We start from the raw sequence: 20,844 nt of genomic DNA on the forward strand, positions 1-20,844 counted from the left end.
AAATTAATAAGATTTGGCAAATAAAACAAAATAATTGGCCTTAGAAGAACAATAAATACAAGTCATACCCGTTAAATCTCTGGCTTTAAAATCATCAGGAATACATCTTATTGTAGCTTTAGTTTCATTTTTAATAATATTTTCACAATTCAAACCACCACACCAACAAGAAAGCACAAATCCAGAACAATCATTCACATGAGCTTTGAATACCTCATAACTATCCTTGTTGCTTCTAAAAATCTCCTTGGTATTTAAGGTCCTAAAATTCAATGCTTTTTCAAATAAATCTTTTTGCATTAAATCAAGTTCTACCTTGACCTTGTTTATAAGAGAATCAAGTGATATTTGATACTTAAATTTTTTGTCTTTATCTCTTCTTGAAATAGTAACAGAATTTAAAAGAACATCATTTATCCCTACTTCAAGGCGTATTGGAATTCCTTTAAACTCAGCAGATGAAAATCTAAATCCTGGAGTGCTTCTAATATCCTTATCAATTTCAACCCTAAATTCTGCTTTTTTTAAAGTACTCACAACATAATCAGAATAATCCAAAATTTTTTTATTAATTTCATCTTCTTTTTTAAAAATAGGAATAACAATAATTTCTATTGGAGCAATGCGAGGCGGCAAAACCAAACCTTTCTCATCAGAATGAGCCATAATCAAAGCACCAATCAATCTAGTAGAAACACCCCAGCTACTAGCAAATACATGCTGCATCTTACCATCTTTGTCTTGGAATTTCACATCAAATGCTTTTGCAAAATTTAAACCTAAATAATGGGATGTAGCGGCCTGAAGTGCTTTTTTATCCTGCATTAATGCCTCAATTGAATAAGTAGAAACAGCGCCCGCAAATTTTTCCTTTTCAGATTTTTTACCACAAAAAACCGGAATAGCTAAATAGTCTTCTATAAATCTTTTATATACATCTAAAATAAGTAAAGTTTCTTCTAATGCCTCCTCTTCAGTAGCATGAGCAGTATGCCCCTCTTGCCACAGAAATTCGGTAGTTCGCAAAAAAGGCCTTGTTCTCTTTTCCCAGCGAACAACATTTGCCCATTGATTAATTTTAATAGGAAGATCTCTGTAAGACTTAATCCACTTGCTATACATATTCCAAATAATTGTCTCAGAAGTAGGCCTTATAACTAAAGGCTCTACCAAACTCTCTCCACCAGCATCCTTAATAATAGCAAACTCGGGCGAAAATCCATCAATATGGTTCTTTTCTTTTTCTAAAAAACTATAAGGAATAAGCATGGGAAAATATGCATTCTCATGCCCTGTCTCCTTAAATTTTTTATCAAGTACACTCTGAATTTTGCTCCAAATAGAATACCCATAAGGCATAATTACCATACATCCTTTTACAGGACTGTAATCAGCAAGCTTTGCTTTCTGAACTATATCTAAATACCATTTAGAATAATCATCTTCTTTTGATGCTATAAAATCACTCATACATTATCCTTAATAAAACATTGCACTTATTTTAAAAACTAAACAATTATATTCAATATTTTTTAACTTCAACCGTAAAGCGCTTATACCTATTCCCATAAGAATTTAACATGATTTTTTCCAAAACAAAAACAATTCCATCTTCATTTGGGAATAAAACAATCTCTCTTATTCTGTAATCAATAACATTCTTTCTATAATAATTTCCTCTTCCAACAGTCAAATGTTTTTCTAGAGTTGAATTACAATATCTGACAGATAAAAAAATATTAAAAGAAGAGGAAAGTTCTTGAGAATTAATATCTTTATTTACAAAAACTTGATATTCGTTTCCTGTTTTAAAATCAACAAAATTTAAAAAATCTGTTTCTGGAATTTCACTCTTTACATAAAAATAAATTTCGCGCCCTCTTCTTAAATGATTAATTTTAAATTCTTTAACTTTAAAATTAATCATCTTTAAAAGCTCATAAAGACTTTTATCATAACTATCTGAATACTCAATGTGCTCCTTAAAAATTTTAGAATGTACTCCAGAGTTTGCAAAATTATTTTTAACAACATCAACAAAGTATGCAGAAGAGTAATAATATCCATTTTCAAAACCATATTCGCCAAACATAAAATATTTATCATTATTAGAAAATCCTAAATTTTTAAAAAAAATATTTTCTGGAAACCCCAATAAAAAAGAAAAAAAATAAAAAAAAACAATATACAGTTTAATCATAAGCTTCGTATAAGTTTAATAACAATAAATTATGTACTAAATCTTATTTATAATTAATTTACTCTTACTTAAAATAATATCAAAACAACATTTCAAATTCAAAACTTTGATATACTATTTGTTTATAGATTAAAAATTTAATATTCAAATTTTTGGGATAAATTTTTGAAAAAAAGAATTAATAGCCTAAAATTAACTTCAAAAGCCTTGGGGCAAATAAAGTTTTTTTTCAAGAGCTTTAAGATAAAACACTGCAAAAAAACTTATTTATTGCAAATTAATAAACTTATATTTTTTTCAAAGGCCAAAAAATCACCACAAAAATATATTTCCAAAAATCCTATACAAACAAACAAGATTAACATCAATATACAGTCAAGTAGTATAATAATACCTGTATTTGTGATTAAAAATTTTTTGATAACCAAAACTTTGATACACAAAACAATAAAAAATTTAACAATAAAGTTTTGCTATCAAAATAAGCAAATAAATATCGATATTTTTAATTTTTTATGCTTTATTAAAAATATTGTAAAAATAATATCTAAAATTGAAAATAAAAAAGGAGAATTTCAATGAGAATGCTATTAGCAACAATAATACTTATATTAACAACGGGCTTATTAACTGCCCAATCAAAAAGCAAAAGTATAACCGAAGATGACTTTGATTTTGACAAACTTCTTGCAAAAGAAGAGTCTGTACGCCGTTTATTTGGCATAGGTTTTGGAATTGGATATCCACTTACAAACATTACAATATCTGTTCCATATGTAGACATAGACCTTGGCTACGGAGGATTCGTAGGCCTTAAACCCAACAATTTCTTGCCCTATGTTGTGATGGGCGTAGATCTTTTATTTAAAGATGAAATACATAAAAACACTATGATTTCTGGGGGCATTGGAATAGGTGCAGATTGGTCAAAAGGAAGTCCTGAAAAATCGAATGAAAAAACTGAAGAAGAGGAAGAGAATGAAGCACAACAAGTAGCTTCTCTTCAAAATAGAATAGGGATTGTGGTAAGGCTACCTTTGGTAATAGAGTACAGCTTTCTTAAAAATATTGTGATTGGATTTAAAGCTGTTGCTACTATTGGAACAACCATGCTACTTGGCAGTCCAATGTCATTTGAAGGAGCTAGATTTAATTTCTTAGGCACGGGCTTTATAAAAATATACATATAATGGAGAATAAATGATAAAAAATTTTAAAAAAATACATATTTTAACATTAATATTAGGTGTAGTACACCTTTCTTTTGCATCTGACAATTATATGGTCAGATGCAGCAAGGAAGAAGATTCAACTACCTGCATCGCAAAGCTTAAAGACATAAAAGAAAAAAAAAGTTATGACTTATTTTCAATGGGTATCGGAATAGGAGATCCTATTGCAAACATTATAATTACAATTCCTTATGTAAATATTGATTTTGGATATGGGGGTTTTATTGGCCTTAAGTCAAACAATTTTGAAAATTATCTAAACGGCGGAATAGATATTATTTTTAAAAAACAAATTGGACAATATATGAAAATCGGCGGTGGCATTGGGATAGGTGCAGATTGGTCAAAAACATCCCTTATACCTCCTGATGAAGAAGAAGAAACGGATTATGAGAGAATAGGTGCAGTTATAAGAATTCCTTTTGTAATGGAATATAACTTTGCAAAAAATTTATCCATAGGATTTAAAATTTATCCTGCACTAGGGCCAACAATATTGCTAACAAAACCAAGCATTTTATTTGAAGGAATTAAATTCAATTTTTTTGGATTTGGATTCATAAAATTTGCATTTAATTAACCAAATAATTAATTGGTAATTAAAATTAAGCTCATAAGCAAGCTTAATTTTAATTAAAACCAGCAATAAAAGCTTGACCATCCCCATCAACAAACAAGTTTTCAGCTTTTTTGCCTATAAATATGCTCTCACCTTTTTTAAGGTTTAAGGATTTATTTATACTCACGCACCCATCTAAAACCAGCAAGATCATTGCGCTATTTCTATTCATACAAATGTTCTCATTCATTTTTTTTTGAATCAGTTTCAAATTAGTATTTGGGAGTCTAAACACGCTAAAATTATCTTGAAAATCAGGACTTAGAAATGACAACTCTCCTTCCTCAAATTGACCAACTCTTAGCATCTCTTCTTTATCAATATACTTGGTAGTAAGACCGGCCCTAATAACATTGTCGGAATTAGTCATAAGCTCGATACATTCTCCCTTAAGATATGCGTGAACCTCCTGACTATTTGTATAAACAACTTCTCCCGGCTTTAGCTTTAAAATATTCATGCCCAAAAACACTAAAAGTCCTACATCTATACCATAAATATTGTAAATTTCATTAAACCAATAGCCCCTAAAATTATCAATGAGATCCAAATTTTTTAAAACCTTTTCAATAATCTTCTCAAGTTCATGCGCTTGCAAATCAAAAATGGTCTTCACAAAATCTTTATGTGATTGAAAGTCAAAACCTAATCTCAACATTTCACAAATTTTTTTAATCTCACCCAAAGGTAAAAAGCCTTTAAGTGCATAAAAATCACTCAAGGCATATATAAGTTCAATTTTGGGGTTTTTATCTTTATATATCCTTTTAGGATCATTAATATCTATCCCTTTATTATTCTCTAATTCATACCCCTTTAAGGCAATGTCTTTAGAAGGATGGATTTGGATAGATAAAGGTTTATTTGCAGACAATACCTTAAATAAAAAAGGAAATTCGTCATCACAGCCTAAAAGCTCTTTATGGTCTTCTAAAAAATCACTTAAAAGAACATATTCATTTTTATATAAAATCTTGCTAGAAAATGTCTTGTGTGCTCCAAGCCACATTTCAGCTTTAGGCTTTCCATCAATCTTATCGCCCAAAAGATTGGGAATAAAATTAATTCCTCCCCAATCATATTCTTTAATATTATTTTTCATTAAAAAAATATTATCTTCATTCATTCAGATTCCTTTAATTTTAAAGATTTCAAAAAAATTACCAAAGCTGTTGCAACTGCAACTCCAACAGCAATTGCAATAATAAACTCAAATTTATTATCAATAACAGGAAGCACTATTGGTCCTCCGTGTGGAGCATGATTAGCAACACCTAAAAAAGCAGCAATAATGCTTGCCACAGCCCCCCCCATCACTATTGAAGGAATTACTCGTCCAGGATCACTAGCAGCAAAAGGAATAGCCCCCTCGCTAATACCAATAAATGAAATTAAAAAGGCTATTTTGCCAGATTCTTTTTCTTCATTTTCAAATAATTTAGGCGCTAAAAAAGTTGCAAGCCCCATAGCCATAGGAGGAACAGGAATTGCTGCTGCTACCATTCCCATTATTTCTGGCACTTGAGGAATCAGTCCTACACCAAAAAGAAATGCCACTTTATTAAAAGGCCCGCCCATATCAACAGTAATCATTGAACCTAATACTAAGCCTAAGAAAATTTTGCCCAACACGCCAAACGTTTCTGAATTACTCTGTAAAGATTTAAGCCCACTCTCAAGCACCCCCATAAATTCTCCAACATAAACACCAACATACAACATAAAAAAACCAACAATAATAGTGCTTATTAGTGGAATTACAAATATGGGCATAACGGGCCTTAACCATTCAGGAACAGATCTTCTTGCTAAAAACCTTGCAACATAGCCTGCAAGAAACCCTGCAAATATTGCACCCAAAAACCCTGCTTTTACATTTCCAGACATTACTCCGCCAACAAGACCGGGCGCAAGACCAGGCTTATCAGCAATTGACATTGAAATAAAACCAGCAAGCACAGGCAGCATCAGCCCAAAAGCAACAGAACCAATATCTGCAATCTGCTTATAAAATGGATGCTCAGAAAAATTAGGCCCATCAGGACCAATCCCAACAAAAGCAATGCTAAGAGCAATTAAAATTCCCCCACTTGCAACAACAGGAATCATTGGAGATACTCCGCTCATTAAATATTTATAAAAACTGCCCTTGCCGGTTACAATCGAAGCTTTAGAAGCACTATTAGCACCAGAATCTTTGCTTTTAAATACTGGCGCATTAAAAGATTCATTAATAATATTTTCTGTATTGTTTATCGCTTTTACAGTTGAAACTTTATAAACTCTCTTACCTTCAAATCTCTTTTCATCAATATCCTTATCAACAGCAAGTATTACAACCGCTGCATTCCTAATTTCCTCTTCAGTTAGGGCATTTTCAATGCCAATAGATCCTTGAGTTTCTACTCTAATGCTGTAACCCTGCTTTTTAGCTTCATTTTCAATTTTCTTTGCTGCAATATATGTATGGGCAACTCCAACAGGACAAGCAGTTACGGCTACTATTTTTTCTGCTTTTGTAGCTCCAAAAACCTCTTCTTTGGCTTTTCTTTGAACATTTTCTATATAATAATAAATGTCATCAGTAGTAACAAACCCGCTTAAAGCATTTTGAAAAGCATCATCTTCAAAAAGTTTAGCTATAAAAGCAATCGCCTTAAGATGCTCATTACCTTGTTGCTTTTTTGACATACAAATCAAAAATATTAAATTAACAGGAGGATTCTCTTCAGACCACTTAACCCCAGCGCCCTTAATGCAAAGCAACGAAATAAAACTGGTCTTAACAACATCTCCTATAAAATGAGGAATTGCAACCCCATTTTCCCAAGAAGTGTCACCTATCTTTTCTCTATCAAGAATTCCTTGAAGAAACTCTTGTTTATTGTCTATATATCCCCTATCATTGACTTTTTCAACTAAAAAATCAATTACATCTTCTTTTGAATTTACTTCTGGCAAAATAAATACAAGATCTTTTTTCAAAAAATTAAAAAACATAATTGTGGTCTCCTAGTAATTAAACATATTGTATAATATACAATAAAATAGCATACTACAGCCACCTAATATAAAAAATATTTTTTAAGCTAACCGGGAAATTCTCTACAAATACACGTAATAATATTGAAAATATTGAAAAGGAAAAACAATTTTTATATTATTTAAAATAATCTGTTTATGAAAAAAAATCCAAACATTTGTATTTTCTTAACATTGCTTATCATTCCCACTTTAAATGCACTTGTAAACGAAGAAGACAATGCTAATGAAAAAAATAATCAACTCAAACAAAGTTCTAATTTTTTTAGCCCAGAAAGAGGATTCACATACTCAACAGGAATTGGAATTGGAATTGGATTTTTTCTAAATTCAAATATTAAACACCTTATTTTTAGACCCTATTATACATTTTCTAATAATACTTTTGATTTTTTAATTGTTGCTATGATATTAACAAAAGAAAGCCTTAATATCCCCCAAAAAATGCAATACTTTAAATCTTATATTGGGGGAGGAATAAACTGGCACATTGCAAACTTAATTAAAAAAACAAAATATTTTTCAGCTACCATTGGCATAGGTGGTCGTTTTTACCTATCTACAAATTTTATAGGAGACATTCGATTTTACGAAAAATTGCCTTATGTGATAGAGCCTTATATGTTTATTGAAATTTCTTCTAAAAAGGCAATTCCTTTAATGGGGGTGGACTTTAAAATTGATTTTTTATTTTTAGATACATTTAACATTTCTTTTGATTTCACTATTAGATATAATTTTAAGGACGAAAACGAGTTGGAAACATGAAAAAAAGGTCAAAATTTCTTCTTTACTGCTATATTTTATGCCTAACAGGATTTTTATTTTTTTCCTTAAATCCCAAAGCCTTAAAACAAATTAAACACAAAATTTCTGACTATTTAGAAATAATAGAAAATAAATACATTACCATTACAAAATCTATTCCAATAAAAGAATCCCAATTAATACCAAAAGGATATCTTACTACTCAAATAATAAGCAAAAAACACTACACCTTAGGGTATGCTGAAAGCGCAAGACAATCCGAATGGGCTGCTTATCCACTTAAAAGAGAAATGGTAGAACTAGCATTAACTTTGTTAAAATCAAAAAAAATTAAAAGGAGCACCAAATTCTTTGAAGACACCAACATCAGGGGCACTTTTCCAAAACTTGAAGATTACTTTAAAAGCGGTTACGACAGAGGACACATAGTAAGTTCTGCAGACATGTCTTTTTCTGAAAATGCAATGAAAGATACATATTTTTTATCAAATATGTCACCTCAAAAAAGCGAATTCAATTCTGGAATTTGGCTAAAACTTGAAAAATTAGTAAGGGAATGGGCAATCTCAAAAGGATATATATATATCATTAGCGCTGGAATTTTAACAGAAAATAAAGGATTTATTGGCAAAAACAAAATTTTGATACCTAAAAATTTTTATAAAATAGTATTGGCAATTAATAATAATTATTATGATATAATCTCTTTTATTATCCCAAATGAAAAAGCAAAAGACTTGGATTTGAAAAATTATGTTGTTAGCGTCGATTCAATTGAAAAAAAAACAAAAATAGATTTTTTTGAAAAACTTGATTCAAAAATCAAAAAAAAGATTAAAAAAATACAAAACACGCATTCTTGGAAATTTAAATGAAATCAATATTTGCAAAGTTAAACTCTTCTATTAATCTCTTTCTTTTTATAATTTTTATTTTAGCAACACTAGTTATACTGACTTTCTCTTATAAAATAAAATATAATGAAAATTATCAAAATTATATTCTAGAAATTTACAATAATAATTTTATAATATTGGTTAATAAATTAGCCATATTTATTGCTGGAATCATAGGCTCGCTGTGGTCATATATTAACTACAAAAGAACCAACAATATACAATTTATATTTTTCTATTGTTTTATTAGTTCATATACATTAGAACCTATTTTGGTCTCTGAAGATTTTTTTTTAAAAAATAACCTAAATTCAAGTTATTATTTATTTACAAAATTTATCCTTTTTGTAAACACTTTTTCATTATTAAATTTATTTTTTCTAAGTTTATATATATGCGATTTCAAAATAAAATCAATACATTACACAATTTATATTATTTTGATCTTTGCCTGCATATATAGTTACACAATGCCTATTAATTCGTACGAAAATAGTCAAAACCACGGCATTCTTAAAATCGAAAGTACAAAATTTTACATAGACGCATTCTTATTGCTTATTTTAACAAACTTTATAGTAGCCTTTTTAAGAAAAAAAAGCTTTGATTATTTTTTACTTTTTGTTTCAATGCTCTTAATATTAAGCGGAATTTACTTGAATTTACTAAAAATACCTTATGCCTTTCTCCCAATCTCAATTGGCATACCAATCTACTTAAAAAAATCAGGAAAAATTTTCTTTTACTGGCTATAAAAAAAGGAAGTTAAAAAATAGGACGAAATTGAAACAACAAGTGGTAAAAATAAATTATCATAATTAGCAGAATCAAAAAGCTCTACCAATACTGCTAAAATTCCAAGAATTAAAGCTACTGTTAAATAAGGGAAAAAATAATAATATGAAAAAAAAGTAACACAAAATACAACAAAACTTCCAGAAATCGTTTTATTATTTACAAGCTTAAAAGAAGGAATTAACTTTCCAACAAGACTTGCAAATCCATCACCAAGACATACCGAAAATATTCCAATGTAATTAAAAGGATGCATAGCCAAACAATATGACATCAATATGCCTAAAAACAAAAAAACGGGCGAAAAAGATACTTTATTAGGCAATATTTTTCTTGATTTTAATATTATGTTTGAAATATTTTCAAAAAAAAGTAATTTTTTGTTAGTAATTCTAAAAATTTCAGAACTTAAATATAAAATCATAAAAAGTATATTAGAAACAAGTCCTATCCAAAAATTTATTCCATAAAAAACCAAAACTATTACGCTAAAAACATGAAAAAATTTTCTAAAAATTTCATACTTAATATCTTCTCTAAGAATTGTTCTTTTAATCCTATTAAACATCGTTTGATTTTTTTAAATGCATATTAAATCGACATTTGCAAATATTTTTTCCAACACTCATTAAATTCCTCATTTATTATTGCAAATAAATTAAAATAAACAAAAACATTTTTATAAAACTATGCCTTATAATAAAATTACTTGTATTAATTTTACAATTTTTTTTCAAAAAAAATATTCTTACCTAGAGATTTATTATAAATAGGTAATACTTATTTATAAAGAGAAGAATTAATCGGGTTCCCAAAAATGCTAGAAATTGAAGATAAACTATTTTTAAAATTTTGCGACTTTATATATAACAACAGTGGAATTCGTTTTGATGAAAAAAATAAATTTGTTCTTCAAAGCAGAGTGAATGACGCAGTACGAGATCTTGCTCTTGAAAGCCCATCACAACTTTATAATTTAATAATTAGTGAAAAATTAAAAAAAGAATATTTCTTGGATTTAGTCACAACTAATTTAACAAGATTTTTTAGAAATTCACTACATTTTCAAACTTTTGAAAAATTTGTAATTCCCAATTTAATTAATATTAAAAACACAGAAGAAAAAAATAGGATTATTATCTGGTCTGCAGGATGCTCAACAGGAGAAGAACCTTATTCATTAGCATTTGTACTCAAATCAAAGCTTCCAAAAGAAATAGATTTTGTTATTATTGCCTCTGATTTAAGCTTAAAATCTTTAATGATAGCAAAAGAAGGATATTATTCATCAAATAAATGTGAAAATATTCCTAAAGAATACAGGCACTATATATATCCTCATTCAAACGGATATAAAATTAAAAATGAAATTAAAAATCATATAAGATTTGACTATCATAACCTAAACTTTGAAAGTAATTTTTCACAAATTGATGTTATTTTTTGCAGAAATGTATTAATATACTTTGATGAAAAATCAAAAATTAAAGTACTTAAAAAGTTTTACAACAATATGTCTAAAAACAGTTATTTATTTATAGGGCACTCAGAATCACTTTTTGGGCTCAACCTTCCTTTTAAATTTTTAAAAACACCTTGGGCAATAATATATGAAAAAAAAGATACTAGCGGCCAAAAAGAAAAATTTAAATCACAAAATAAATATAAGTTATAATTAAACAAGAATAAAATAGGGAAAAAGTAACGGTGGAAACAAAAATTTCTGTACTTGTCATAGAATACTTTGCTGTAAAGAGAAAACTTATATCAGACCTTATCAATTCGTCTCCAAAACTCCAAGTCATTGCAACTGCTTCTAATGGCAAATTTGCAACAAATAAACTTAAAAAACATAACCCTGAAGTAATATTAATGAATTTAGAAGAAAACAATATAAAAGATATTCTATTTTTGGAGAAAAAAAACAATATAACCAAAACAATACCAATTGTCGTCACTTCTTCAAATCAAAACCTAATAAATATTGCCGCTTTAAAGGGCGCCGATGCTCTTATTTTAGTATCTAAAAATAAAAAATCACATGAAATCAAAAAAGAACAAATTATTAATTTGCTTTTGGCCTATGGATCGATATCTATAAAAAACAAAATTGTTTGCAATAAAGATGTGAATACAAAAAACTATGAAAGAGCTAATTTTTTTTTAAATCACAAAAATGATATTTCTTCATTAACCCAACTTGAAGAACATGCAAAAGAAAAAATATTAAATGAAAAAGAAATAAAAAAACTTAAACTGCGAAAATTTGACATAATAGCAATTGGAGTATCAGCAGGAGGCCCCGCAGCCTTAAAATCAATATTACCAGAAATACCTGAAAGCTTTCCCCCAATAATAATTGTTCAACACATGCCTAAAGGATTTACAAAAGAATTTGCAAAAAATCTTAACAATCTTTGCAAAATAAACGTAAAAGAAGCCACGAATAACGAAATATTAAAGCAAGGACATGCATACATTAGCTCAGGCGGATATCATACAAAAATCAAAAAAATCTACGGTAACTATCAAATACAAACCCTCGATGGCAAACATATAAATGGTCACAAACCATCTATTGGAGTATTGTTTCAATCTATAGCAGAGATTGCAAAAGACAAGGCAATTGCGCTAATAATGACTGGAATGGGAAATGACGGATCAAGAGAAATTGGAGATATAAAAAAAGCTGGGGGACTAACTATTGCGCAAGACCAAGAAAGTTCCATGGTTTTTGGAATGCCAAAAATAGCAATAAAGGAAAACAATATAGACTATATAGTTCCACTAAACCATATGGTAAAATTATTAAAAGCTATACTAATTAATAGCTAAATTTTTTAAACAAGGAATATTTTTTGGACAATAAACAAGAAAACACCAAAACAGAAGACTGTTTTTCTCATGTAAGTAAATTTAATATACACAATAAAACAATATATATACTTGGAACTGCTCACGTGTCAAAAAAAAGCTCAGAAGATACTGCAAATTTAATAGAAATCTTAAAGCCAGACTATATTGCCGTTGAACTTGATGAGGCTCGCTACCATTCGATCTTAAACACTAATGAAAATGAAAAATGGAGAAACTTAGATATAGATAAAGCCTTAAAACAAGGAAGGGCCTTCTTTCTCATAATAAACATAATTCTTAGCAACTTCCAAAAAAAATTAGCAAAAGAACAGGGAATAAAGCCTGGTGAAGAAATGAAAACAGCTATTTTAAAAGCTAAAAAACACAATATTCCACTAATTCTTGCTGACAGAAAAATTGAGACAACTCTAAAAAGAGCTTGGATATCTATTCCAATATTTGAAAAAGCAAAAATAATCTCAAGCCTTTTTTCCCTAACAGATGCAAAAATTACAAAAGATGAAATTGAAAAACTCAAAGAACAAGACGCTCTTTCAAAAATAATGGAAGAACTTTCCAAAGAAATACCCAAAGTAAAAAAAGTTTTAATTGATGAAAGAGATGAATTTATTACAAACAAAATACTTGAAGGAACAGGCATTATTCTTGCCGTTGTGGGCGCAGGTCATGTAAACGGAATAATTAGAACTTTAAAAGAAATAAGTCAAAATAATAAAATAATAAACGTTGAAGAACTCGATAGAGTCCCTAAAAAACATTTTTCATTCAGCAAGATGCTATCCTACTTGATTGCAATTTCAATCATTTTACTAATAGTAAGCTCTTTTTACTTTAAGGGATTTGATTTTGCTTACAAAAATTTAAAGCTTTGGATAATATCTAACTCTCTTTTTTCAGGCATCGCATCCATTTTATTAAAATCCAATCCTTTAACAATTTTAACAGCTGTTGTAGGTTCTCCAATATTCTCCTTAATACCATTCATAGGAACAGGCATGGTGGCAGGACTTGTTGAAGCTTATATAAACAAACCAAAGGTCAAAGATTTTGAAAATCTACAAGAAGAATTGTCGACAATAAAAGGATATTTCAAAAACAAAGTTACAAGAATTCTATTAATAGTGCTTTTTGTAAACCTTGGATCTACAATTGGAACAATTGTAGGACTTAAATTTTTATTAAATGTTTTCAAATAAACCCTTAAAATAATAAATATTTACACAGGAGTATATATGGGGCTTGTATTCTTAGGTCCTCCAGGTTCTGGAAAAGGGACTATTTCAAAAATCATTTCTAATGAATTTAAATACCAACATATTTCAACAGGAGATTTATTTAGAGAAAATATTTTAAATTCTACGACTCTTGGGGAAGAAATAAAAAAAATTGTTGAAAGGGGAGAACTGGTTCCTGACCTAATTACAATCAAAATAGTAGAAGATAAAATTAAATCTATTAAAAATAACAAAGATTTTATTTTAGATGGATTTCCCCGCAATATTTGTCAAGCCAAAGCTCTTGACAAATTTTTGCCAAATGTAAAAATAATAAACTTTTTAATTGATGAAGAGTTGGTAATAAAAAGACTCTCGGGAAGAAGAATTTGCAAATCTTGCAATAATATTTTCAATATATATACCCTAGCCACAAAAAACATTGGTATTTGCGATGTTTGCGGAGGAGATCTTTACCAACGAGAAGATGACAAAGAAGAATCCTTAAAAACAAGGCTTAAAGAATATAAATTACAAACAAAACCATTAATAGAATTTTACTCAAAATGCTCTAGACTTAACAATATTGATGCATCAGTTAAGATTGATGAAATGAGAAAACAAATAATTAAAATAATGTTAAAAAAAATTAAATGGAAAAGGTATTCAAAATAAAAATGTTAAAAAAAATTTGCTTTTGCTTGTTAATTTTGCAAGCAAAAATAATTCTTGCTCAAGATCAACAGAACTTAGAATTCAATAATGAATATTTTTACCTTAATTTTCAATCTGCTTATTATCCTCCCCACGAGCTGGGAACAAATGGAAGCAACTTTTCGCGAAGCTTTAAACAACCTAGCTTCCAAAATATTAAACCAAGTTTAACAATTCCAGTCAACTATTGGGGGGGAATAAAACTAATATCATATTTAGGCTACTATAAAAATTTTAAAGCTTTGCACAATCCCAATTCTATATTTTTTAAAAATAATGGCATAGACATAGATTTAAATATTGGACTATCTCCTGTAAGTGTCTCATTTAAAAGTAAAGTAAGCTTTACTCCTATTGCTTTTTTAAATTTATATGCATCAAATGAACTTGGTATAGGTTGGCAAGCTTTTGGATTTAAGGGAGTTGGTGTACACATTGAAAATGGAAAATATTCAAATGCTGTTGAATTTTATTCAGAAATAACAGCCGGGGGACGATTCCAATTTGACTTAAACGCTATTTTTAAAGGAGAATGGACACATATTATTACAGTTATTGGAAATGATTTTACATACTTAATCAATCCCCATGCAAAAAACGGCCAACTTTGGAAATATAAAGCAGATGATGGTAAAAATATAAATGGCATGTTAATAAAACCTTACGCTCTTTTAGCTTACAAAATGCCAATACCTCTTAACACTATAGGGCTACTTTACGAAGGAAAAACACAAATTGGCAAAGAAAGAAACATAAGCTCTTGGAAAAACAAGGGCTGGGGAAGTGACATTTTTTATCACAATATTTCTATTGTTGCTAATTTTGAAGTTATCAAACCTTTAACACTTGGCCTTCAATTTAAATTATCTACAAACCCTACATACACAAGTAACACAGCTGGACTGGCTGATATTTCAAAAAGAATAGCAACTGGCAATTCTTATTTTTATTATGATTCCATTGGAATTTCTATAACTTATAAATACTAAAGTCTAATAAATATAAATTTAATATCTAAACTGATTTCTTCCAGAAACTTTAGCCTCATAAAGCTTGCGATCAGCAAGCTTTATGATATTGGTAAAATTATTATCAATAGGAATTTCTTGAGCAAGGCCAATTGAAACAGTCACAATGCTAGAAACACTACTGTGCTCATGAACTATTCTTAAGCACTTTATATCATTAATCATTGTTTTAATAATGCCAATCATTTCATTCAAACTCTTGTTAACAGAAAAAAAAATAAATTCTTCTCCTCCATATCGAGCAACATCTATTTTATATTTTAAAGAAACCTTATATAGAGCTTTAGCGATCAATTTAAGACATTCATCACCATTTGTGTGACCATAATTATCATTGTAATTTTTAAAATTATCAATATCCAACATCCCAACAATTATTATTTCTTTGCTTTCTAAAGCCTTCATCCACGACTTAGAAAATTTATCCATAAAAAATCTTCTATTTGGAATTTGAGTAAGCCCATCAATTCTAGACAAGCTTTTAAAATAATCTCTTAACCTCTTTAATTCAAGATGCGTTTTAACTCTAGCATCAATTATTCGACTATTAAAAGGTTTTAAAATATAATCTACTCCACCAACGTTAAATCCTTCAAGTTGAGCATCTGTAGAACTCTTTGAAGTAATGAAAATTACAGGAATCTCTTTAGTATCAGGATCACTTTTTAGCTTTCTACATACCTCATAGCCGCTAATATCTGGAAGTCCTATGTCAAGAAGTACAAGATCTGGACTATCTTTTTCAACCTGCTTTAAAGCATCAAACCCATTTGTTGCAACCTCAATCTCATAAGCATCTTGCAATATACTTACCAATAAATCTAAATTGGTAGGAGAATCATCCACAATTAAAAGCTTCTGGCTCTCTGCTTCAAAAGCTTTATCTTTAATTATCATTTCCACTGCTAATATCTCTTATTATTAAGCATTTCAATAATCTCTTCAAGAATCTTAGAGCTCTCAGCAAATCTATATAGTCTTAAATTCCTGCGAAGATCACTAAATAATACCTTAATATTATCGTCTAAAACATACTTGTCAATGCTCTCAAGAATTTCTCTATATTCTCTTGGCTTTCTAGTCTTAATACCAATTAAAAGTTTATTGAGAAGGCTTAAAAATTGATCATTATTTTTAAAGTATAGCTTATTCTCACTAACAATCTTAGACTCAACTAAAACATTTTCCTTTATGTCGCTTATTAGTTGACATAAATCATCTTTTACAAAAAAATACATTTTTTTCAACTCATCAATTGAATTTTTACTTGTTTCAATTTTTTGAAAATCTTTATACAATTCACTACGCATATTAGAAAGAGCTCCAGAGATTGAATGAGATATATCCTTAACTAAAGACAAATTTTCCTCATCAAAAGCTTTTTCTAAATCAATAATATTAATAGAGATAAAATCAACAAGCCCTCTACATAATTCAGAATATGATGCATATGAAAGATTTAACTCTTTTAAAGCTCTATTAACATCTAGATTAGGAAAACTAACAAGTTGATTGAAATCTTCATTCTTCCAAATATCATTAACTTCAAATTGCAAGTATTTTTTTAATATAGTTTTAATTGAACTTATGTGTATTGGTTTTGAGATATAATCATTCATACCACTTGCAAGACACCTGTCTTTATACTCTTGTAAAGCATGTGCTGTCACAGCAACCAAAACACACGGTTTTAAATTCTTATCCTTTTCAAATTTTCTAATTTCTTTAGCCACTGAAAATCCATCATATCTTGGCATTCGTATATCAATGAAAGAAATAGCATATTTTTTATCTTTTAAAGATTTTAAAGCCTTTACTCCATCATCTACAACATCAATAAAATTTTCATTAATGCCTATTACAACAAGAATATCTCTCAACACTTTTTGATTTACCTGATTATCTTCAGCTATTAAAACATTAATGGGTTCTTTTATCTTAAAAGCACTATCTATTGGAACCAAGTCTTCAAAATCCATTTCTGGGTTACGCTCTTTTTTATAAATAGAGCATATACTAAGCCCCATTAAAGGCTTTTTAACATACATATATTTTAAATTTTTCAAAGCTTTATTATCTAAATAATAAAATAAAAAAATAATTTGCACATCAGAACTTAGTCTTTCAATATTATTGGCAAATCGAATACTCTCTTGGATATTATAGTTATTTACATTTACATAAACAAAGCTATAAAAAGGATATTCCTTGAAAACTTTATAAGCATCCTCAAAAGACGCTACGTAGCGCACATTAGAAGAGCATCCCAATAAAATCGAGCAGTGTTCAAAAATTTTAATAGCTTTTTGACTTAAAAGCACATTTAATACTTTATTATCATCATTTATTGATTGAGATCTATTTATTGACAAATTTTTATTTTTAAGCTCACCGCCCAATACAAAGGGCAACATAAATGAAAAAGTGGTGCCCTCTCCCACCCTACTATCAACAGCAATGCCAAGGCCACCCATTAGCCTTACAAGCTCTCTAGATATTGACAATCCCAATCCTGCACCCTCATGAACCCTTGAAGAAGAATCGTCCTCTTGTTTGAATATTTCAAATATCTTAGAAAAATTCTCTTTTTCAATACCCTTGCCTGTATCTATTACCTTAAATTCAACTGTAACTAAAATCCTATTGCCATCGGCTCTTGTTCTACATACTTCTTCATAGTTTAAAACAACAACACCATCATCTGTAAACTTAAAAGCATTTCCTATTAAATTAATTAAAACTTGTTTAATTTTTACAATATCGCCTTTTATATAATTTTTAAAAATAGATTTAGAATAAGAGAATAAATCAATATTTTTCTTTGCACATTGAGATTGAAAAGTTTTTAAAACCATTTCCATTTCACTCTCTAAATCAATCTCTTGACTCTCAACGTATAATTCATTGACATCTATTTTAGACAAATACAATATATCATCAATTAAAGAAAGCAAAGAATCAGATGAATAATTTATCATCCTAACATAGTCTTTTTGAGCATTTGTAAGAATGGTTGTATCCAAAAGCTCAGTAGCCGCCATTATTCCGTTAATAGGGGTACGAATATCATGGCTGACGTTAGCTATAAAAATGGTTTTAGCAGCATTGGCAGCTTCCGCAATCTTTTTTTCATTCATCACAAAAGAATATCTTCTTTTCTGCTCAAATGATAATCTAAACATAAATATTATTACAAATCCTAAAAAAGTAAAATAAAATAAAATGACTGTTGACACTAGAAATTTGAAATTATTAACCCTGCTACCCTTGGATTTATAATAAATATCAAATTTCCAATCATTTAAATACATCTGACTGCCAACATTCGAACGCATAACAACTTTTTGAATAATTTCTTTTAAGATATAATCCTGATTATAAATAGCAAGACTCAAATCAAAAGCCAAGTCTCTAAAAGTAGGAAGTTTCTCAACATCAACAATATTTAATTCTTCAAAAACAGCAGCAGCTGTATACTCATCGCTAATAATCCCATCTACCTTTCCCTTATAAAGAAGAAGAAGGGCCTCTTTAAAGCTACTTACCAGAATAAGCTTTGATTTAATATTAGAGGTCAAATTCTTACTATATAAAAATTCAAGTACAGCAAACCTTTCTAAAGTTCTAGATGGAAGCACCCTTTTTTTATTTGAAAAAATATAAAGTGGAATTCGAGAATTTAATTTTATATTGAAAACATTCTCTAAATTTGAATCGGTTGCATTAGTATTTAGCATATCAATTTTTCCAGATTTGATTAATTTTTTAAGATCTAAACTATTTTGCGCTTCAATTATGTTAAATTCCAAACCTGAAAACATTCTAATCTTATCAAGCAAAAATTGATTTATTCCTTTATAATTATTTGCTTCAACATAATCTATTGGATACCAATTTTTAACAGCAAGATTTAATTTATTATTTTTTGATAACCAAATTTTTTCTTCTATATTAAATTTAACCTTATTCATAATTTTATAACTATTTATTCTAGAACTATTAATCTCTTCTTTATCTAACCAATTTTTATCTATTTGAAGCAAAGATTCAAATGAAATATCATCAAATATAGAATTAAGAATATATTTAATAACCTTGTAAACCCTGTTATCAATAGCTAATACTAAAAACCTATTTTTATTAAAAATTGAATCATAAGATTTTAATCTGCCGTTATATCCATTTAATTTTAATAAATATTTTGTTGTTATTGAATTTTCTATAAATCCATATGAATTATTAACAATATCTATAAAGTTATTAACAATATCTTTATTCTTATTTAATTGAATGTTATTAAAATTAAAATCAATAAACTGAGAGTTTATTGGACCAGCATTACTATTTAGGTCTTTAGAATAAAATTTAAAATTAAGAGGATATATTGGTTTACTTACTACATAATTAACATTTTCAAATACACTATCATTGCTAATAATTCCTCCAAAAATGCCCACTGACTTTCCATCTAATGATTTCTTAATATCTTCTTTGGGAAATCCCTTAAAAATGGGCTTAAAGATATGTTGCCTTGAGAGAAGATTCCACAAATCCACTAAAATGCCAGATAATTTTCCCTGTGAATTAATAAAACTCAAAGGGGGATAATCATTATATAAACCAACATCAACAAAATTTCCCTTAGAAGTACTATCTAAAAAGGAAATAATAAGTTCTTCGGGCATTTTCATCAAATAAGAAAACAAATCTAAATTCAAAGTCTTTACTATTTCAGGTGCATTTCTACTAATAGCCACTCTATTTTTGATACTATAAAAAACATCTCCGGGAAAAATCACAAGGTCTTCACCTAAAAACCGCTTTGCAATATAATGTAAAGTCTTACAATCACCATATATATAGTCAACCTTATCATTTTTTAAAGCCAATACTAACTCTTGAGAACTATCAGCCAAAAAAATAGTGTTAGCACTTTTTAGTCTTAAGATATCTTCATATATTGTATTTTTAATAACTCCTATATTAAAATTGGATAAAAATGTTGAATGGGTATTTTTATATTTCTTATTAGAGCTTTTAGAAAATAAAATTGAAATGCTCCTAACAAGCTCATTTTTAAAATAAAAAAAATCATTTAATTTTGTGTTATAAGTCAATCCTAAATATATTGCTTCGTCTTCAATTTCACTTTCATTTAAATTATCAATATGCTCAACTCTGATATCAACATTATTATCTTTTGCCCATTTATCTAAAATAGAAAAAATAAGCCCTTCATATTCTCCTTTATTATTCCTATAGTAAAAAGGAAAAAATTGATCTATAAGCTTAAACTTGAAAAAATCCTTGGAAAATAAATTGGCATTGACAAAGCAAACCAAAAGTAAAATTAAAAAATTAGTACTTAAAAAGTTTGCTTTTTTCATTTTATTTTAAAATTTCCTTATTAAAATACAATAGTTTTATCCCTGTATAAAAATAAATATACACAATAAATT

The 20,844-nt window shown here is 28.4% G+C and carries 18 protein-coding genes; 11 read left to right on the forward strand and 7 right to left on the reverse strand.

What is annotated here, in order from left to right; genetic code table 11:
• Positions 1 to 3 precede the first annotated feature (3 nt).
• Together proS and BBIDN127_RS01975 are read right to left on the reverse strand one after the other, a co-directional pair.
• Positions 4 to 1,470: a proline--tRNA ligase gene (gene proS / locus BBIDN127_RS01970; RefSeq protein WP_014023637.1), complete on the reverse strand. Its 1,467-nt coding sequence runs from the start codon at positions 1,468 to 1,470 to the stop codon at positions 4 to 6.
• A gap of 52 nt (positions 1,471 to 1,522) precedes the next feature.
• Positions 1,523 to 2,200: a DUF2259 domain-containing protein gene (locus tag BBIDN127_RS01975; protein WP_014023638.1), complete on the reverse strand. Its 678-nt coding sequence runs from the start codon at positions 2,198 to 2,200 to the stop codon at positions 1,523 to 1,525.
• A gap of 165 nt (positions 2,201 to 2,365) precedes the next feature.
• Here BBIDN127_RS01975 and BBIDN127_RS07785 point away from each other — a divergent pair, with 165 nt between their 5' ends.
• Genes BBIDN127_RS07785 through BBIDN127_RS01990 form a run of 3 tightly spaced genes read left to right on the forward strand, consistent with a single transcriptional unit; the run spans position 2,366 to position 4,012 of the window.
• Complete coding sequence (locus BBIDN127_RS07785; RefSeq protein WP_044054954.1) at positions 2,366 to 2,782, forward strand: hypothetical protein; 417 nt, start codon at positions 2,366 to 2,368, stop codon at positions 2,780 to 2,782.
• A complete protein-coding gene (locus BBIDN127_RS01985) occupies positions 2,779 to 3,390 on the forward strand; it encodes a DUF3996 domain-containing protein (protein WP_014023640.1) in 612 nt (203 codons plus the stop codon). Before BBIDN127_RS07785 ends, BBIDN127_RS01985 begins: the two co-directional genes overlap by 4 nt.
• Positions 3,391 to 3,400: 10 nt before the next feature.
• On the forward strand, positions 3,401 to 4,012 hold the full coding sequence (locus tag BBIDN127_RS01990; RefSeq protein WP_014023641.1) for a DUF3996 domain-containing protein: 612 nt from the start codon (positions 3,401 to 3,403) through the stop codon (positions 4,010 to 4,012).
• Positions 4,013 to 4,061: 49 nt separating this feature from the next.
• Here BBIDN127_RS01990 and manA read toward each other — a convergent pair whose 3' ends face one another.
• Positions 4,062 to 5,177 (reverse strand): mannose-6-phosphate isomerase, class I, encoded by a 1,116-nt coding sequence (gene manA / locus BBIDN127_RS01995; protein WP_014023642.1) that lies wholly within the window; start codon positions 5,175 to 5,177, stop codon positions 4,062 to 4,064.
• Positions 5,174 to 7,051: a fructose-specific PTS transporter subunit EIIC gene (locus BBIDN127_RS07210; RefSeq protein WP_014023643.1), complete on the reverse strand. Its 1,878-nt coding sequence runs from the start codon at positions 7,049 to 7,051 to the stop codon at positions 5,174 to 5,176. Before BBIDN127_RS07210 ends, manA begins: the two co-directional genes overlap by 4 nt.
• A gap of 180 nt (positions 7,052 to 7,231) precedes the next feature.
• On the opposite strand from BBIDN127_RS07210, the gene BBIDN127_RS02005 reads away from it, so the two are divergent.
• Genes BBIDN127_RS02005 through BBIDN127_RS02015 form a run of 3 tightly spaced genes read left to right on the forward strand, consistent with a single transcriptional unit; the run spans position 7,232 to position 9,512 of the window.
• Complete coding sequence (locus BBIDN127_RS02005) at positions 7,232 to 7,861, forward strand: hypothetical protein (protein ID WP_014023644.1); 630 nt, start codon at positions 7,232 to 7,234, stop codon at positions 7,859 to 7,861.
• On the forward strand, positions 7,858 to 8,736 hold the full coding sequence (locus BBIDN127_RS02010; RefSeq protein WP_014023645.1) for a DNA/RNA non-specific endonuclease: 879 nt from the start codon (positions 7,858 to 7,860) through the stop codon (positions 8,734 to 8,736). The genes BBIDN127_RS02005 and BBIDN127_RS02010 overlap by 4 nt, the downstream gene beginning before the upstream one ends.
• Positions 8,733 to 9,512 carry a hypothetical protein gene (locus tag BBIDN127_RS02015; protein ID WP_014023646.1) on the forward strand — a complete coding sequence of 260 codons (780 nt, stop codon included), beginning with the start codon at positions 8,733 to 8,735 and terminating at the stop codon, positions 9,510 to 9,512. The genes BBIDN127_RS02010 and BBIDN127_RS02015 overlap by 4 nt, the downstream gene beginning before the upstream one ends.
• Here BBIDN127_RS02015 and BBIDN127_RS02020 read toward each other — a convergent pair.
• Entirely contained in the window at positions 9,500 to 10,120 is a 621-nt protein-coding gene (locus BBIDN127_RS02020) for a diacylglycerol/polyprenol kinase family protein (protein WP_014023647.1), read from the reverse strand. The two genes, BBIDN127_RS02015 and BBIDN127_RS02020, sit on opposite strands and share 13 nt — an antisense overlap.
• A gap of 249 nt (positions 10,121 to 10,369) precedes the next feature.
• Between BBIDN127_RS02020 and BBIDN127_RS02025 the strand changes: the two genes are divergently transcribed.
• Genes BBIDN127_RS02025 through BBIDN127_RS02045 form a run of 5 tightly spaced genes read left to right on the forward strand, consistent with a single transcriptional unit; the run spans position 10,370 to position 15,346 of the window.
• On the forward strand, positions 10,370 to 11,227 hold the full coding sequence (locus BBIDN127_RS02025; RefSeq protein WP_014023648.1) for a protein-glutamate O-methyltransferase: 858 nt from the start codon (positions 10,370 to 10,372) through the stop codon (positions 11,225 to 11,227).
• A gap of 32 nt (positions 11,228 to 11,259) precedes the next feature.
• Positions 11,260 to 12,387 carry a chemotaxis protein CheB gene (gene cheB / locus BBIDN127_RS02030; protein ID WP_014023649.1) on the forward strand — a complete coding sequence of 376 codons (1,128 nt, stop codon included), beginning with the start codon at positions 11,260 to 11,262 and terminating at the stop codon, positions 12,385 to 12,387.
• A gap of 23 nt (positions 12,388 to 12,410) precedes the next feature.
• Positions 12,411 to 13,625 carry a TraB/GumN family protein gene (locus tag BBIDN127_RS02035; protein ID WP_014023650.1) on the forward strand — a complete coding sequence of 405 codons (1,215 nt, stop codon included), beginning with the start codon at positions 12,411 to 12,413 and terminating at the stop codon, positions 13,623 to 13,625.
• Between the two features lie 36 nt (positions 13,626 to 13,661).
• Positions 13,662 to 14,318 (forward strand): adenylate kinase, encoded by a 657-nt coding sequence (locus tag BBIDN127_RS02040; RefSeq protein ID WP_014023651.1) that lies wholly within the window; start codon positions 13,662 to 13,664, stop codon positions 14,316 to 14,318.
• Complete coding sequence (locus BBIDN127_RS02045) at positions 14,297 to 15,346, forward strand: hypothetical protein (RefSeq protein ID WP_192805680.1); 1,050 nt, start codon at positions 14,297 to 14,299, stop codon at positions 15,344 to 15,346. The genes BBIDN127_RS02040 and BBIDN127_RS02045 overlap by 22 nt, the downstream gene beginning before the upstream one ends.
• An 18-nt stretch (positions 15,347 to 15,364) precedes the next feature.
• Here BBIDN127_RS02045 and rrp1 read toward each other — a convergent pair whose 3' ends face one another.
• Together rrp1 and BBIDN127_RS02055 are read right to left on the reverse strand one after the other, a co-directional pair.
• The gene (gene rrp1 / locus BBIDN127_RS02050; RefSeq protein ID WP_094248963.1) at positions 15,365 to 16,288 is read right to left on the reverse strand and encodes a cyclic-di-GMP-producing response regulator Rrp1; all 924 of its coding nucleotides are present in this window, start codon (positions 16,286 to 16,288) and stop codon (positions 15,365 to 15,367) included.
• A gap of 2 nt (positions 16,289 to 16,290) precedes the next feature.
• Positions 16,291 to 20,772 (reverse strand): ATP-binding protein, encoded by a 4,482-nt coding sequence (locus tag BBIDN127_RS02055; RefSeq protein WP_014023654.1) that lies wholly within the window; start codon positions 20,770 to 20,772, stop codon positions 16,291 to 16,293.
• Positions 20,773 to 20,844 lie beyond the last annotated feature (72 nt).

Source organism: Borreliella bissettiae DN127, assembly GCF_000222305.1.
Classification (GTDB): domain Bacteria; phylum Spirochaetota; class Spirochaetia; order Borreliales; family Borreliaceae; genus Borreliella; species Borreliella carolinensis.

Excerpts from the sequence above, each read along its gene's own strand:
- BBIDN127_RS02045 (WP_192805680.1), top strand. The coding sequence starts at position 14,297 with ATGGAAAAGGTATTCAAAATAAAAATGTTAAAAAAAATTTGCTTTTGC.
- BBIDN127_RS02025 (WP_014023648.1), top strand. The coding sequence starts at position 10,370 with ATGCTAGAAATTGAAGATAAACTATTTTTAAAATTTTGCGACTTTATA.
- manA (WP_014023642.1), bottom strand. The coding sequence starts at position 5,177 with ATGAATGAAGATAATATTTTTTTAATGAAAAATAATATTAAAGAATAT.
- BBIDN127_RS02040 (WP_014023651.1), top strand. The coding sequence starts at position 13,662 with ATGGGGCTTGTATTCTTAGGTCCTCCAGGTTCTGGAAAAGGGACTATT.
- BBIDN127_RS02055 (WP_014023654.1), bottom strand. The coding sequence starts at position 20,772 with ATGAAAAAAGCAAACTTTTTAAGTACTAATTTTTTAATTTTACTTTTG.
- BBIDN127_RS07210 (WP_014023643.1), bottom strand. The coding sequence starts at position 7,051 with ATGTTTTTTAATTTTTTGAAAAAAGATCTTGTATTTATTTTGCCAGAA.
- BBIDN127_RS02005 (WP_014023644.1), top strand. The coding sequence starts at position 7,232 with ATGAAAAAAAATCCAAACATTTGTATTTTCTTAACATTGCTTATCATT.
- BBIDN127_RS01975 (WP_014023638.1), bottom strand. The coding sequence starts at position 2,200 with ATGATTAAACTGTATATTGTTTTTTTTTATTTTTTTTCTTTTTTATTG.
- BBIDN127_RS02010 (WP_014023645.1), top strand. The coding sequence starts at position 7,858 with ATGAAAAAAAGGTCAAAATTTCTTCTTTACTGCTATATTTTATGCCTA.
- BBIDN127_RS01985 (WP_014023640.1), top strand. The coding sequence starts at position 2,779 with ATGAGAATGCTATTAGCAACAATAATACTTATATTAACAACGGGCTTA.
- BBIDN127_RS01990 (WP_014023641.1), top strand. The coding sequence starts at position 3,401 with ATGATAAAAAATTTTAAAAAAATACATATTTTAACATTAATATTAGGT.
- proS (WP_014023637.1), bottom strand. The coding sequence starts at position 1,470 with ATGAGTGATTTTATAGCATCAAAAGAAGATGATTATTCTAAATGGTAT.
- BBIDN127_RS02020 (WP_014023647.1), bottom strand. The coding sequence starts at position 10,120 with ATGTTTAATAGGATTAAAAGAACAATTCTTAGAGAAGATATTAAGTAT.
- BBIDN127_RS02015 (WP_014023646.1), top strand. The coding sequence starts at position 8,733 with ATGAAATCAATATTTGCAAAGTTAAACTCTTCTATTAATCTCTTTCTT.